We start from the raw sequence: 13,725 nt of genomic DNA, 5'->3' as shown, positions 1-13,725 counted from the left end.
AGCGAGGTCCCATGACGACTGCCACTTTTCCTGCCACCCCCGGATTCCGCCGTGGCGCCGAAGCCGGAGGCCCGGACGACAGGTTCGCCATCGCCCGCCGCCCGCTGTCCGCGGTCACCGGCGCCGAGATCCAGGCTCCGCTGATCCAGGGCGGCCACGTCCGCTACGCCAACCTGGACTATGGCGCCTCCGCCCCTGCGCTGTCCGTGGTCTCGGCCTACCTGAACGAGATCCTGCCGTACTACGCAAGCGTCCACCGCGGCGCCGGCTACGCCTCCCAGATCAGCACGTCTGTTTACGAGAACGCCCGCACGATCGTCCGCGAGTTCGTGGGCGGACGTCCGGATGACTCCGTAATCTTCACCCGGAACACCACCGACTCGCTGAACCTGCTGGCCGGCTGCCTGCCGGTCGCCGGCGGCGTGCACACCGGCGAGGTGCTCTACCTCGACATCGAACACCACGCCAACCTGCTGCCGTGGCAGACCGTCCCGCACCGCAGCGTTGTGGCTGCCCCCACGGTGGCCGCGACGCTGGAGCGGCTCCGCGCGGAACTGTCCCACGGCGGCGTCAGCCTGCTCGCCGTCACGGGTGCCTCCAACGTCACCGGGGAAATCCTGCCGATCCGCGCACTGGCCGCGCTGGCCCACGAGTACGGCGCCAGGATCGTGGTCGACGCCGCCCAGCTGGCCCCGCACCGCCGGATCGACATCGCCGCGGACGACGTCGACTACCTCGCCTTCTCCGGTCACAAGCTCTACGCGCCGTTCGGCGCCGGCGTCCTGGTGGGCCGGCCGGACTGGCTCGACACCGGCACCCCGCACCTGGCCGGCGGCGGAGCCGTGCAGGATGCCCGGCTCGACACGGTCAGCTGGACCACCGGGCCGGCACGCCATGAGGGCGGCTCCCCCAATGTCCTGGGCGCCGCAACCCTCGCCCGGGCCACCCAGGTGATCGCTGCCCTGGATCCGGAGCAGTGGCAGGCCCACGAGAACACCATCCGGTCCTTCCTCGTCGAGGGGCTCCAGCGGATCGACGGCGTCACCGTCCACCAGATCTTCTCGGACTCTGCGGCCACGGACGATGAACCGGGCACCGGCACCATCGGCGTCGTCAACTTCTCGGTAGAGGGATACGACGCCGGCCTGGTGGCCGCGTACCTGTCCGCCGAGCATGGCATCGGCCTGCGTGACGGCCGCTTCTGCGCGCACCCGCTGCTCCGCCGGCTCGGGTTGGCCTCCGGCTCGCTGCGGGCCAGCTTCGGCGTCGGCTCCCGGCTGGAGGATGCCCAGCGGCTGCTGGCCGCGCTGCAGGAACTGCGGCAGACCGGCCTTGGCTGGGACTATGTGGTGGACGCCGGCCGCTGGGTGCCGGCCAACGACTCCCGCAGCTACCCGCATTGGGCTCCCAATACGCCGGGCACCGCCGGTGCCGCACCCTGCGGCCTGGACTGACTCACCTCGTATCAGCAGTGTCGATACGCCGACGGGATTGGAAACGCGCCGCAGCCGCGTGCGGTAAATTCGAATGGCACCATCCGGACCTGCCCGAAGGAGATCGCACGTGGCACGCGGCGGCCCCAAACTGCACAGTGGCCCCAAACTGCACCATGAGCGCCGAAGGGAGCTCGGGCAGAGCTTCCAGGACGGCGGCGAACACTACCAGCGGGTCCGCCCGGGCTACCCCGCGGAGTCAGCCGGCTGGCTGATCCCGGCCGGGGCGAAGGATGCCGCGGACATCGGCGCCGGCACCGGAAAGTTCACCGCCCTGCTGGCCGGACGCGGGCTGCACACTATTGCGGTGGATCCGTCCGCCGACATGCTGGACCAGCTGCGCCGGATGCTCCCCGCCGTCTCCGCCGTCGTTGGCACCGCCGAACACACAGGGCTGCCGGCCGGGGCCTTCGATCTGGTCACGGTCGCCCAGGCCTGGCACTGGTGCGATCCGCTCCTGGCCAGCACGGAGATCGCCAGGATCCTGCGCCCGCACGGCACCCTGGGACTGATCTGGAACCAGCTGGACACCTCGGTCCCCTGGGTCCACCGGCTCGCCAGGATCATGCACGCCGGGGATGTCCACAAACCGCATTTTAAACCGCCGCTGGGACCCGAGTTCACCGGCCTGGAAAGCCATCTGGCCCGCTGGGAAGACCCTGTCACGACGGCGGACATCCTGGAGCTGGCCAAGTCCCGCAGCTACTACCTGCGGGCCTCGGAACCCACCCGCGCCAAGGTACTCGGCAACCTCGACTGGTACCTGCACGGGCATCTGGCCCACCAGCCCGGAGAGCCGCTGCGGCTCCCCTACCTGGCCCAGGCGTGGCGCGCAGCCCGGGCCTGACGCCGCCGGCTCCCGGCCGCTGCACCATTGCCCGGCAGATTGCACGGTGCCGCCGCAAGGGCATATGGTTTCGGTATACCTAACAATTATTTACAGGTATCCACAAACCATGGCGCCGGCTGTATCACCGGCCCACGCCGAGCGCCACCGCTGGCAAACCGACCCCTGGGAGACCGCCGTGCTGGACGTCACAGGACACCAATCATCGGCGCCGGGGGTGCGTCCCGGGAAGAAACCAGGTGCCCGCCGGGCCCTGCTTGGCCTGCTGGGCCCGGCCTTCGTGGCCTCGATTGCCTATGTGGACCCCGGCAACGTCGCGGCCAACCTCACCGCCGGCGCCCAGTACGGCTACCTCCTCGTCTGGGTCCTGGTGGCCGCAAACGTTATGGCCGTGCTGGTCCAGTACCAGTCCGCGAAGCTCGGCATCGTCACCGGCAAGAGCCTGCCGGAGATCCTCGGCGAACGCCTCAAGCCGTTCTGGCGCCGCGCCTTCTGGGTCCAGGCCGAAATCGTGGCCGCGGCCACCGATCTGGCCGAGGTCGTCGGCGGGGCCATCGCCCTGTATCTGATCTTCGGATTGCCGCTCCCCCTCGGGGCCGTGATCGTCGGCGCGGTATCGATGCTCCTGCTGGCCGTGCAGGCCAGGAACCGGCAGCGCCCCTTCGAGTTCGTCATCATCTTCCTGCTGGGCATCATCAGCATCGGCTTCCTGGCCGGGCTCTTCATCAGCCCGCCGGATCCGGCCGGCGTCGCGGCCGGACTGATCCCGGGCTTCCAGGGCCCGGACACCGTCCTGCTGGCCGCCAGCATGCTCGGCGCCACCGTGATGCCACACGCCATCTACGTCCACTCCGCCCTGTCCCGTGACCGGCACCGCCCCAACCCGCACCTGCACGTTCCCGTTCCAGCCATCGCCCGGCTCGTGAAGGCCACCCGGCTCGACGTCGTCGTGGCCCTTGCCATCGCCGGGGTGGTGAACATCGGTATGCTGCTGCTGGCGGCGTCGACCCTTGGCGGGGTGGCCGGGACCGACACCATTGAGGGCGCCCATGCGGCGATTACCGCCAGTCTCGGCCCGATCGTCGGCGTCGTCTTCGCCGTCGGCCTGCTCGCCTCCGGCCTGGCCTCCACCTCCGTGGGCTGCTACGCGGGCGGAACCATCATGCAGGGCCTGCTCAAGATCCGCATCCCGCTGATGGCCCGGCGCGTCGTCACGCTGATCCCGGCGATTGTGCTGCTGTCCATCGGCTTCGACCCCACCTGGGGGCTGATCCTCAGCCAGGTAGTGCTGAGCTTCGGCATTCCCTTCGTCCTGATCCCGCTGGTGGTGCTGACCAGCAACAAGGCGCTGATGGGCCGCTTCGCGGACGGCATTCCGCTGCGGATCGCCGCCATCATCAGCGTGGTGCTGGTGGTGGCTTTGAACCTCGTCCTGCTGTGGCTCACCCTCACCGGCGCCGGCTGACGGTAGGCTTGGGTCTGTGAAGACCGGTACGCCCTCCTCCTCGATCGAGGACTACGTCAAGGTCATCTACTCTTTCACGGAGTGGCAGGACAAACCCATCAGCTCCACGCAGCTCGCGCAGCGCCTGGGCGTCGCCAACTCCTCGGTCTCCGAGATGGTCCGCAAGCTCAAGGACCAGGGCCTGGTGGACCATCAGCCCTACAGCGCCATCACGCTCACGGCCGACGGCGTCACGTTGGCACTGTCCATGGTCCGGCGGCACCGGCTGATCGAAACCTTCCTCGTCCGGGAGCTCGGCTACCGCTGGGACGAGGTCCACGACGAAGCCGAGCTGCTCGAACATGCTGTCTCGGACACCTTCATCGGGCGGATGGCCGCCAAGCTGGGCAACCCGGTCCGGGACCCGCACGGCGATCCGATCCCGGCGGCCGACGGCTCCGTGCTGATGCCGCCGGCGCACCGGATGAGCGAACTCGACGAAGGCCACACCGGCCGGATCACCCGGATCAGCGATGATAACCCCGAACTGCTGCGTTACCTCGCCGCTGAGGAGATCGGGCTGGACGCCGACATCGAGGTGCTGGGGCGGAAACCCTTCGGCGGGGCGCTCGTGGTGCGCATCGGCTCCGGCGGGATCCTGCGGAAATTCGACCTCGCCGCGGAAGTCGCCGCCGCCCTCTGGGTCCACAGCGGCGCGGCCCATGACGGCTGCAGCGTCGAGGGGCGGCGCTGAGTGGCTGGCACTTTGCGGGATGGCCCTGCGCTGGCACGCCCGGGGCTGCCCGGCGGGCGCGCGTGGGCGGCTGTCGCCGTCGGCGGCCTGCTCGGAACGGAACTGCGCTACGGTGCCGGCCTGCTGTTCCCCGAGGCGTCCGGCTCCGTGCCGTGGACCACCCTGGTGATCAACGTCGTCGGCAGTTTTGTCCTCGCCGCCCTCACTGCTCTCTGGATCGCGCGGCCCCGGACGGCCTTCTGGCTCCGGGCCGGGCTCGGCCCCGGACTGCTGGGTTCCTTCACCACGTTCTCTGCGGTGGTGTACTCGGTGGACCAGCACGTCCGCGGCGGCTTCCACGGCACCTGGCTGGCCTACCTCGGGCTCTCCCTCGTCCTGGGGCTCGGCGCCGCGGCGGCCGGCTGGAAATGCGGCCAGGCACTGACCGGCAGGACGGGCGCAGCATCATGACCGCCGCGCTGCTGGTGGGAATCTTCGGGGTCGCCGGCACCCTGATGCGCTTCGCCGTCGACTCCTGGTTTGCGCACCGCGCGGGGCCCGGGACGCGATGGCCCTGGGCCACCCTGCTGGTCAACGTCACCGGGTCCTTCATCATCGGCGTGTCCATGGGCGTGACCGGGCAGCTGGGGCTGGGGCCCGAGTGGCAGGCCGGACTCGCGACCGGCCTGGCCGGCGGCCTGACCACCTTCAGTTCCTGGACCACCGCGACGGTGCGGCTGGCCCGTGAGGCGCGGTACCGCGCCGCCGCGCTCAATGTCGCCGCCAACCTGATCGCCGGGTTCGCAGCCGCGGCGCTCGGCCTGGCGCTGACCGGCTAGGCCGGCCGGCTACCGGCCTTCCCCTGGCGGGTTGCGGATGCCGACGGCGGACGCCATCGCGCCCGCGGTGAACAGCCCCGCGGTGACCATAACGGTACTGGTCACGCCCGACGTCGTGATCACCGGTCCGGTGATAAGCCCGGCGGCGGCAATGCCCACGAGCCCCGCGATGCGCGCCACTGCGTTGTTGACGGCCGAGCCGATGCCGGCTTCCGCCGGATCCACGGCCCCAAGGATAGCGGACGTCAGCGGCGCCACGGTGACGGCCAGGCCCAGTCCGAACACCAGCAGCCCCGGCAGGAGCTGTCCGAAGTAGTCCAGCGGCAGACCCACCGGCATCAGGAGCAGGAAGCCCGCCGCGCACAGCAGCGGCCCCGCGGTCATGAACCAGCGGGGCCCATGGCGGCCCGCGAGGGCGCCCATCCGGGACGACAGGAGAAGCAGGATGATGGTGGGGGGCAGCAGGGCGAGGCCCGCCATCGTGGCGCCCATCCCGGCGACCTGCTGCAGGAAGAGTCCCAGGACGAAGAAACCGAGTGACAGCGCCCCGTAGATGGCCGTCGTCGCAATATTGCCCCAGCCGAAGTTGCGGACGGCGAAGAGCCGCAGCGGCATCATCGGAGCGGAGGTCCGGGCCTCGTGGCCGAGGAAAAGGGTGAGTGCCGCCGCGCCGACGGCCAGCGGAAGCCAGACCTGCGGGGCCGCCCAGCCCTGGCTGCCGCGTTCGATGAAGCCATAAACGATGCCGCCGAGGCCAAGGACCGCCAGTACCGTTCCCATCACATCGATCCGGCTGCCGGGCGTGCGTTCATGGTCCAGTTCGTGCAGTTTGAGCAGGACCGGCCAGACCGCCGCGGCCGGAACAACGTTGAGGAAGAAGATCAGCCGCCAGGTCCAGAGATCCACGGAGAGCCCGCCGAGCAGCGGTGCCGCGACGATGGCGCCGGACGTCCATGCCGACCATCTCCCGATCGCAAGCGACTGCGCCGGGCCGGTGAAAACGGTCACGATCATGGCGAGCGAACTGGGCACCAGCAGGGCGCCCGCGATGCCCTGCAGGCCGCGGAAGAGAATGAGCGATTCTCCGCTCCAGGCGAGGCCGCACATCAGCGACGTGGCCGTGAAGCCGGCAAGCCCCCACTTCAGGACCCGCACCCGGCCGAACTGGTCCGACAGGGAGCCCGCCACCAGGATGAGGGCGCCCAGGGTCAGGAGGTACGCATCCACCACCCATTGCTGGACCACCAATCCGCCGCCAAGCTCCTGCCCGATCGCCGGCAGGGCAAGGTTGACCACCGAGCTATCCAGGAAGGCCATGAACGACGCGGCGATCGCGACGTAGAGGACACGTTTCTCGACGGCGGTCATGGCCGCGGTGGGGCTTGGGGACATGGCTGCTGCCTTCCTCGCTGCCTCCCGTGCGGCACTGCCCTGCCGGGGCAACACCGGGTAAGTGACGAGCCTAACACCGGGGCACCGGGGCCGTTGGCCGGGCCTTGTGACGGCCTGCCATCACGTATCGTTGAAGGATGATTACCCGTCGTGTTGCAGCCCAGATCCTCGACATTCCGCTGGAAATGGCACACCGTCACGGTATCCCGTCCCGCCTGACCGATGCCGAGCTCGGCGAGTTGCTGGACAATCCCCCGCAGTGGCTCCTCCAGTCCAAGGCCAACCGGACGGGCAAGCGCCCGGTCTGGGTCCAGCTGACGTGTGCGGTCTGCGGGTTCTCCGAGGCGGCCCGGCCAAAAAAATGGTGGCCGGACTTCACCTACGTCATCTGCGCGGATCACGCCTCGGAGGAAATCCCGCCGCTCGGCAACGGGCTGGTCCGCAGCGAGTATGAGGGTGTGGGAAGCCGGTTCGTCGGCATCGTGGACGTCGCAGTGCCGGAGGCGTAACTTAAGAAGCACGGGGCCATCCCGGCCTCTCTGCCTTTAGGGAGGGCGCAATGCCTGACAAAACTCCGCACCAGCACCAGGCCAAAAAGCCGGTGAAGACCATCAAGGAAAAACGCGCCGAGAAGAAGACCAAGAACGTCGCGGAAACCCACGCGGACCCGGTGGCGCACATCAAGAAGCGCTGAGCGGGGCTCTGAGTTCTCGCGCAAGGGCCCGCCCGGCACACCAAAAAGGCCGGAAGCATCAGCTTCCGGCCTTTTTGTACTGGGTGTAACTCATACGGGGTGGAGCTCCGTTTCCGGCGCTCCCATGTGGAGATGGGGGGAATTGAACCCCCGTCCGATGTCGTGTTGTCAGGGCTTCTCCGGGCGCAGTTCGCGTCGGATTTTCTCGGCCCCCGCCATGCTGCAAACAGCTGGCTGATCCGGGCCCAGTCATCAAAGAGTCCCGTTCACCCCGATGACGGGGGTAAACAGCAGTGGCTATCTAAATGACGCCAGGATCCGGGGCAATAGCAACCTCGGGCTGACGGACTGTCTTACTGCTTAGGCAGCGAGAGCGAAGTCAGTGCGTTTTGATTCGGCACTTATTGGTTTGCAGACAGCGTTTACGAGATAATTCTGCATCCTCGGCCCGCTTCACCTGTCGCGACTAACATCGTCGAAACCGATCATCCCCGTATTTTTTTATCAACCCGGCGGGGAACCTTGCAGTTCCTTCCCGGACTACCCATCATAACGCACACCTGCCCGGAATCATTCCCGCAGTGTCCGCCGGCGTGCGGCCATGTGTCAGCGGCGGTTGCGTTCGCGCATAACCCGCAGCGCCTCGCGCTTATCCTGCTGCTCGCGCAGCGTCTGCCGCTTGTCGTATTCCTTCTTGCCGCGCGCGACCGCGATCTCCACCTTCGCTCGTCCGTCCACGAAATACAGCTGGAGGGGAACGATCGTGAAGCCGGATTCGCGGATCTTGTGCGAGATCTTGGTGAGCTCGTCGCGGTGCAGCAGCAGTTTCCGGCGGCGGCGGGCTGCATGGTTGGTCCAGCTCCCCTGGTGGTACTCGGGGATGTGGATGCCCTCCATCCACAACTCGTCGTTGTAGAACGTGCAGAAGCCGTCCACCATGGAGGCGTGCCCCTCGCGGAGGGACTTCACCTCGGTGCCCATCAGCGCGATCCCGGCCTCGTAGGTATCGAGGATGTGGTAGTCGTGCCGGGCCTTGCGGTTGGTGGCCACTACCTTACGGCCACTTTCTTTCGGCACGGTAGAACTCCTTGGATCGTGGGTCTGCTGGCGGCATGCCTAGTGCCGGCAGTCAGTGGGTCCGCAGCCGGTGCGGCACGGAACTTCCAGTTTACGGCAGAGCCGCCCGGCAACCGGAAAGCGTCCGCTCCGGGCGGATCAGAGCAATCCCATCGGATCGTAAGCCTTACTGTTGAGCCAGGTCTCGAAGTGCGAATGGCAGCCCGTGGAGTTGCCGGTGCTACCGACATAGGCAATCAGCTGACCCTGGCTGACCTGCTGCCCGGAGGACACCACCACACTGGCGTTGTGGTAGAAAATCGTGGTCAGCGAGTTGCCCTGGACGACGCCGTGCGATATCTTCACGTTGTTGCCGCCGCCGTCGTTCGCCCAGCCTGCCGAGTAGACCGTGCCGGCCGCCGGGGCGTACACGGGGGTGCCGCAGGCGGCGCCGAAGTCGATGCCGGTGTGCATGTAGCCGCCCTGGCCGTAGAAGTCGACGGTTCCGGGCGGCGTCGCGCGCCAGCCGAAGCCGGAGGTGATGCGGGCGCCGGGGAGCGGGCTGCGCAGGCCGAAGGCCGACGGTGATCCGGGGGGCGCCGGAACGTAGGGCTTCACGGCCTGTCCACGGGCCCGGGCGGCGGCCGCGGCAGCCTCGGCGATCCGGCGCTGTTCGGCTTCCCAGGCTTCACGCAGTTTGCGGTCCCGTTCGACGATTTCCGCGGCGACGGCGTCCTGCTGGGCCTTGACCTGGGCGAGCTGGCTCTGGATGCCGGGCTTGGCGGCCTGCAGCTCCGCGTCGAGCCGGCTGGTGTCGGCAATGAGCTTGTCCACCTGGGCCTTCTTGGCCTCGGCCTCGTCGCGGGCGGCCTTTTCACGGGCCAGCGCGGCGTCGGCCTTGGCCTTGAGGTCCTTGATCTCCGCTTCCACCGCTTCGAGGCGGGCCTGCGAGTTGACGTTGGTGGCGTTCTGCTGGGTGAGCTTGTCCATCGCCGAGTTCTGGCTGCGCATCGCCTGGTCGGCGAGGTCGATGGTGTCTGTCAGGCTGCCGCCCTGGTTCGAGCCGAAGAACAGGGACAGGTTGGACGGCACACCGCCGGACTTGTAGGCCTGGGTAGCGATCTGCCCGATCAGTTTCCTGGTATCGGCGATCTTCTGCTTGTCCGTCTCAAGCTGCTGGGTGATTTTGGCTTTGTTCTGCTGCGCGAGGTCCACGCGGGCGGCCAGGGCTTCGACTTCCTTCACCGCACCGGCGACGCGGCCCTGGGCTTCGAGGAGGGCCTGCTGCGCGCCGGGAAGCTGGCCCTGATAGAGCACCAGGTCCGACGCGGCCTGGGCGATCCTGGAGTCCACGAACTCGAGGGACTGCTGGACCCGGGCCCCCTCCTCGCGGAGCGCGGCCTGCTGGTCCTCGAGATTGTCCGCGAATGCCACCGGGGCCGAGGCGCCCGTGCCGGCGGCGAGCACCAGCACCAGTGCCGCGGCCATCATGCGCATGCGGCGTCCGAGCAGGCCGGGGCCGGCCTGGCCGGGCCGAAGCGTCCGGCGAACCATCGCTGTCATGAGCATTCCCTTTTCATTGCGCAAGTCAGACCCTCAGATAACGGCGGAGGGTCAGGAGTGATGATACCCCGGCCAAGAGTACACCCAGTCCGATCAGCGCCGGCGCCAGGATCAGCGTCTGACCTGCGGAAATAAAGGCGGTGTCCGGGTATTGCTGGGACAGGTAGCCGCCGAGGAAGAAATGCGCCACGGCCCACAGCGTGCCCGAGGCGAGGGCGGCACCAATGACGGCCGCGATCACGCCCTCCAGGACGAAGGGAAGCTGGATGACCATCTTCGAGGCCCCAACGAGGCGCATGATCCCCGTTTCCCGCCGCCGGCTGAACGCCGACAGCCGGATGGTGGTCGCAATCAGCAGGATCGCGCAGACGATCATCACACCGGCGACGCTCACAGCCACAAGGGACGCGGCATTCATGACCGAGAAGAGGCGTTCGAGGAGCTGGCGCTGGTCAATCACGGTCTCAACGCCGGCCTGCGAGGAGAACGTCTCGCTGATGATCTGGTACTTCTCCGGGTCCTTCATGTTGATCCGGAAGGACGCCGGGAGCTGATCCGGGGTCACCGAGTCAACAATCGGGGAATTCGAGAACTGATCCTTGAAATGCCTGTACGCGTCATCCTTGGACTCGAACTGGAAGTCGTTGACGTACTGGGCCACCGAGGGCGACTCGAGCAGCGTGCGGAGGTTCTCCTGCTGTTCGTCCGTGGACGGGCCGGTGGCGCAGCCGGACGCCGTCGAGCCGTCGCTGCAGAGGAAGATGGCCACCTGGACCTTGTCGTACCAGTAGCCCTTCATCTGGTTGATCTGCAGCTGCAGCATGCCGGCGGCGCCGACGAACGTCAGGGACACGAAGGTCACCAGGATGACCGAGACCACCATGGACAGGTTGCGGCGCAGGCCGCTGCCGATTTCATCGAGGACGAACTGGAGCCTCACAGCTGGCCCTCCCCTGCGCCGCGGGATGCCGCGCGTGAATCGGCGCGGGCTTCGCTGCGGCTGGCGGCGGCGGGTGCGGCGGCGGGTTCGGGATCCCGGCCGCTGGCGTCCCGCAGGCGTCGTGATTGTCCCACCACCGGAATCATCGACGTGTAGAGGGCCTTGGCCTCGTCGCGGATCACGACGCCGTTGCGCAGTTCCACGACGCGCTTGCGCATCTCGTTGACGATGTCGTCGTCGTGCGTGGCCATCACTACGGTGGTGCCGTTCTGGTTGATCTTGTCCAGCACGCCCATGATGCCCATGGACGTGGTGGGGTCCAGGTTTCCGGTGGGCTCGTCGGCCAGCAGGATGCCGGGGCGGTTGACGACGGCGCGGGCGATCGCCACGCGCTGCTGCTCACCACCGGAGAGCTCGTGCGGCAGCCGGTTTTCCTTGCCTTCGAGGCCCACCGTCTTGAGGACCTCGGGCACGGTGTCGCGGATGACGCTGCGGCTCTTGCCGATGACCTGCATCGCGAAGGCGACGTTGGCGAACACGGTTTTCTGCGGCAGGAGCCGGAAGTCCTGGAAGACGACGCCGATTCCCCGGCGGAGCCTGGGGACGCGCCAGCTGGAAATGTTCGCGACGTTCTGGCCGGCCACGTAGACGGCGCCGGAGGATGCGCGGTCCTCCTTGAGGACAAGGCGCAGGAAGGTCGACTTGCCGGAGCCGGACGCGCCGACGAGGAAGGCGAATTCGCCACGGTCGATCTCAAGGTTGATCGAATCCAGCGCCGGACGCGCCGTCTGGTCATAGACCTTGGTGACATTTTCGAAACGGATCATGGCCCTAAATACCCTGCAGGACGCGCCTGGTGCAGCACAGTCCTGCCGCCGGGGCGCGGGCTTTCTAGTGGGGGAAGTAGAGCTCCGGCTTCTCGACTATACGCACGGGTCCCTGCGGATCGGCTTGAGCGCGGGGGCGTGTCGCCCGATTAGACGGGAGTGACGGGAGAGACGGGAGAGACACAAGAGGCAGCCGGGCGGCGCCGGATCCGCCGGGTTACTTATCCGCGTTGCGGTTGTCGGTCCGCCAGCGGATGCCGGCGTCGATGAAGTCGTCGATCTCGCCGTCGAATACGGCGGAGGTGTTGCCCACCTCGTGTTCGGTGCGGAGGTCCTTGACCATCTGGTACGGGTTGAGCACGTAGGAGCGCATCTGGTCGCCCCAGGAGGCTTTGACGTCGCCGGCGAAGGCCTTCTTCTCGGCGTTTTCCTCCTCCTTCTTGAGCAACAGCAGCCGGGACTGCAGCACGCGCAGGGCGGCGGCGCGGTTCTGCAGCTGGGACTTCTCGTTCTGCATGGAGACGACGGTGCCGGTGGGGATGTGGGTCAGGCGTACGGCGGAGTCCGTGGTGTTGACCGACTGGCCGCCGGGACCGGAAGACCGGAAGACGTCGACGCGGATCTCGTTGTCCGGGATGTCGATGGAGTCCGTCTGTTCGATCAGCGGGATCACTTCGACGGCGGCGAAGGAGGTCTGGCGGCGGCCCTGGTTGTCGAAGGGGCTGATCCGCACCAGGCGGTGGGTGCCGGCCTCGACGCTCAGTGTGCCATAGGCGTAGGGCGCCTTGACCTCGAACGTGGCGGACTTCAGCCCGGCTTCCTCGGCGTAGGAGGTGTCCATGATGGTGGTCGGGTAGCCGTGACGTTCGGCCCAGCGCAGGTACATCCGGAGCAGCATTTCGGCGAAGTCCGCGGCGTCCACGCCGCCGGCGCCCGCGCGGATGGTGACGACGGCCTCGCGCTCGTCGAACTCGCCGGAGAGCAGCGTTACGACCTCCAGGTCTTTCAAGGCCTTCCGGATGGATTCGAGCTCGGTGGCGGCTTCCCCCATGGAGGCGGCGTCGTCCTCGTCCTGGCCCAGCTCCACGAGGACCTCAAGGTCCTCGATCCGCGAGACGAGCGAGTCCAGGCGGGCGAGTTCGGACTGGCGGTGGGAGAGCCTCGAGGTGATCACCTGGGCGGCGGCGGGATCGTCCCACAGATTGGGTTCGCCGGCCCGCTCGCTCAGTTCAGCGATGTCTTCCTTCAGCGCCTCGACATTCGAAACGTTCTCGATGGAGGTGTAGGTGGCGCGGAGGGCGCGGATTTCTGCGGGAAAATCAATGTTTGCCATGGTTTTTTAAGCGTACGCTATCCCTGCTGGCCGCCCCGACTTGGTTGCCGGCCCCGCGGTGCCGCGCGCCGGCTTAGCGGGTGAGCCGGGACCGCGCCGTCGAACTTGCCTCGATCCTGATGCCGTCGGGGACCAGGAAGTTGACCACGGGTGGGTGGACGGCGGCGCTCAGCACCACGACGGCGGTGGAACCGTCCGGGCTGCCGGTTGCCGGGGCCACTTCGAGTCCGGCGAACCGGGAGAAGGCTCCGTTGCGGTCCAGGTAGTCGACAGCCGCGCTGCGGACGCGTCCGCTGTTCAGGACGGCGGTGGGGCTGCCGGCGGCGGTCTCGAGCTGTCCGAGGGTGAAGCTGTCCGCCGCTGCCACCGAGGCGCCGTCGGCGACCGAGAGCAGCTTCTTGTGCTCGATATAGACGCTGGAGGCGGCGGTGACAACGGTCGCGACGAGCAGGGCGAGCAGCACATAGCCGATGATAAGCACCATCAGCTGGCCGTCTTCGCTGGGCTGTGCGCTGCGGTCCCTGGTGCAGCGGTTGTCAGTGCAACGTTCCTTGGTGCAGCGTT

15 protein-coding genes and 1 other RNA gene are annotated in these 13,725 nt (G+C 67.8%); 8 read left to right on the top strand and 8 right to left on the bottom strand.

Annotated elements, in window-relative coordinates; genetic code table 11:
- Positions 1-11: 11 nt before the first annotated feature.
- The 6 genes from ACZYZE_RS06085 to ACZYZE_RS06060 all read left to right on the top strand — a co-directional run bounded on the left by ACZYZE_RS06085 (position 12) and on the right by ACZYZE_RS06060 (position 5,356).
- Complete coding sequence (locus tag ACZYZE_RS06085) at positions 12-1,454, top strand: aminotransferase class V-fold PLP-dependent enzyme (RefSeq protein WP_463906805.1); 1,443 nt, start codon at positions 12-14, stop codon at positions 1,452-1,454.
- Positions 1,455-1,527: 73 nt separating this feature from the next.
- A complete protein-coding gene (locus ACZYZE_RS06080; RefSeq protein WP_463906803.1) occupies positions 1,528-2,340 on the top strand; it encodes a class I SAM-dependent methyltransferase in 813 nt (270 codons plus the stop codon).
- A 178-nt stretch (positions 2,341-2,518) separates the two neighbouring features.
- Entirely contained in the window at positions 2,519-3,805 is a 1,287-nt protein-coding gene (locus ACZYZE_RS06075; protein ID WP_463907153.1) for an Nramp family divalent metal transporter, read from the top strand.
- A 16-nt stretch (positions 3,806-3,821) separates the two neighbouring features.
- Positions 3,822-4,538: a metal-dependent transcriptional regulator gene (locus ACZYZE_RS06070; protein ID WP_463906802.1), complete on the top strand. Its 717-nt coding sequence runs from the start codon at positions 3,822-3,824 to the stop codon at positions 4,536-4,538.
- Positions 4,539-4,988: a fluoride efflux transporter FluC gene (locus ACZYZE_RS06065; protein ID WP_459316811.1), complete on the top strand. Its 450-nt coding sequence runs from the start codon at positions 4,539-4,541 to the stop codon at positions 4,986-4,988.
- Positions 4,985-5,356, top strand: a complete 372-nt coding sequence (locus ACZYZE_RS06060) for a fluoride efflux transporter FluC (RefSeq protein WP_459316812.1) — start codon at positions 4,985-4,987, stop codon at positions 5,354-5,356. The genes ACZYZE_RS06065 and ACZYZE_RS06060 overlap by 4 nt, the downstream gene beginning before the upstream one ends.
- A gap of 9 nt (positions 5,357-5,365) precedes the next feature.
- Here the strand turns inward: ACZYZE_RS06060 and ACZYZE_RS06055 are convergent, their stop codons facing one another.
- Complete coding sequence (locus ACZYZE_RS06055) at positions 5,366-6,748, bottom strand: MFS transporter (protein ID WP_463906800.1); 1,383 nt, start codon at positions 6,746-6,748, stop codon at positions 5,366-5,368.
- 137 nt (positions 6,749-6,885) lie between these two features.
- On the opposite strand from ACZYZE_RS06055, the gene ACZYZE_RS06050 reads away from it, so the two are divergent.
- Both ACZYZE_RS06050 and ACZYZE_RS06045 read left to right on the top strand, forming a co-directional pair.
- Positions 6,886-7,257 carry a hypothetical protein gene (locus tag ACZYZE_RS06050; RefSeq protein ID WP_459316814.1) on the top strand — a complete coding sequence of 124 codons (372 nt, stop codon included), beginning with the start codon at positions 6,886-6,888 and terminating at the stop codon, positions 7,255-7,257.
- A gap of 50 nt (positions 7,258-7,307) precedes the next feature.
- Positions 7,308-7,442 carry a hypothetical protein gene (locus ACZYZE_RS06045; protein WP_269461797.1) on the top strand — a complete coding sequence of 45 codons (135 nt, stop codon included), beginning with the start codon at positions 7,308-7,310 and terminating at the stop codon, positions 7,440-7,442.
- Positions 7,443-7,566: 124 nt separating this feature from the next.
- On the opposite strand, the gene ssrA is transcribed toward ACZYZE_RS06045, so the two are convergent.
- From ssrA to ACZYZE_RS06010, 7 genes are all read right to left on the bottom strand, one after another.
- Positions 7,567-7,935: a transfer-messenger RNA gene (ssrA, locus tag ACZYZE_RS06040) on the bottom strand.
- 113 nt (positions 7,936-8,048) lie between these two features.
- Entirely contained in the window at positions 8,049-8,519 is a 471-nt protein-coding gene (smpB, locus tag ACZYZE_RS06035; RefSeq protein WP_459316815.1) for an SsrA-binding protein SmpB, read from the bottom strand.
- 138 nt (positions 8,520-8,657) lie between these two features.
- Entirely contained in the window at positions 8,658-9,995 is a 1,338-nt protein-coding gene (locus tag ACZYZE_RS06030; protein ID WP_459317069.1) for a peptidoglycan DD-metalloendopeptidase family protein, read from the bottom strand.
- 91 nt (positions 9,996-10,086) lie between these two features.
- Entirely contained in the window at positions 10,087-11,001 is a 915-nt protein-coding gene (gene ftsX, locus ACZYZE_RS06025; protein WP_463906797.1) for a permease-like cell division protein FtsX, read from the bottom strand.
- Positions 10,998-11,828, bottom strand: a complete 831-nt coding sequence (gene ftsE / locus ACZYZE_RS06020) for a cell division ATP-binding protein FtsE (RefSeq protein ID WP_459316817.1) — start codon at positions 11,826-11,828, stop codon at positions 10,998-11,000. The genes ftsX and ftsE overlap by 4 nt, the downstream gene beginning before the upstream one ends.
- A gap of 217 nt (positions 11,829-12,045) precedes the next feature.
- On the bottom strand, positions 12,046-13,161 hold the full coding sequence (gene prfB / locus ACZYZE_RS06015) for a peptide chain release factor 2 (RefSeq protein ID WP_459316818.1): 1,116 nt from the start codon (positions 13,159-13,161) through the stop codon (positions 12,046-12,048).
- A gap of 73 nt (positions 13,162-13,234) precedes the next feature.
- Positions 13,235-13,645: a pilus assembly protein TadG-related protein gene (locus tag ACZYZE_RS06010; RefSeq protein ID WP_459317070.1), complete on the bottom strand. Its 411-nt coding sequence runs from the start codon at positions 13,643-13,645 to the stop codon at positions 13,235-13,237.
- Positions 13,646-13,725 lie beyond the last annotated feature (80 nt).

The sequence above is a fragment of the Pseudarthrobacter woesei genome, assembly GCF_055412745.1.
The sequence above is the reverse complement of the archived record's forward strand: the minus strand, read 5'-3'. Positions and strand labels throughout refer to the sequence as shown.

Excerpts from the sequence above, each read along its gene's own strand:
- ACZYZE_RS06030 (WP_459317069.1), bottom strand. The coding sequence starts at position 9,995 with ATGCGCATGATGGCCGCGGCACTGGTGCTGGTGCTCGCCGCCGGCACG.
- prfB (WP_459316818.1), bottom strand. The coding sequence starts at position 13,161 with ATGGCAAACATTGATTTTCCCGCAGAAATCCGCGCCCTCCGCGCCACC.
- ACZYZE_RS06080 (WP_463906803.1), top strand. The coding sequence starts at position 1,528 with ATGGCACCATCCGGACCTGCCCGAAGGAGATCGCACGTGGCACGCGGC.
- ACZYZE_RS06010 (WP_459317070.1), bottom strand. The coding sequence starts at position 13,645 with ATGGTGCTTATCATCGGCTATGTGCTGCTCGCCCTGCTCGTCGCGACC.
- ACZYZE_RS06050 (WP_459316814.1), top strand. The coding sequence starts at position 6,886 with ATGATTACCCGTCGTGTTGCAGCCCAGATCCTCGACATTCCGCTGGAA.
- ACZYZE_RS06055 (WP_463906800.1), bottom strand. The coding sequence starts at position 6,748 with ATGTCCCCAAGCCCCACCGCGGCCATGACCGCCGTCGAGAAACGTGTC.
- ftsE (WP_459316817.1), bottom strand. The coding sequence starts at position 11,828 with ATGATCCGTTTCGAAAATGTCACCAAGGTCTATGACCAGACGGCGCGT.
- ACZYZE_RS06060 (WP_459316812.1), top strand. The coding sequence starts at position 4,985 with ATGACCGCCGCGCTGCTGGTGGGAATCTTCGGGGTCGCCGGCACCCTG.
- ACZYZE_RS06085 (WP_463906805.1), top strand. The coding sequence starts at position 12 with ATGACGACTGCCACTTTTCCTGCCACCCCCGGATTCCGCCGTGGCGCC.
- ACZYZE_RS06045 (WP_269461797.1), top strand. The coding sequence starts at position 7,308 with ATGCCTGACAAAACTCCGCACCAGCACCAGGCCAAAAAGCCGGTGAAG.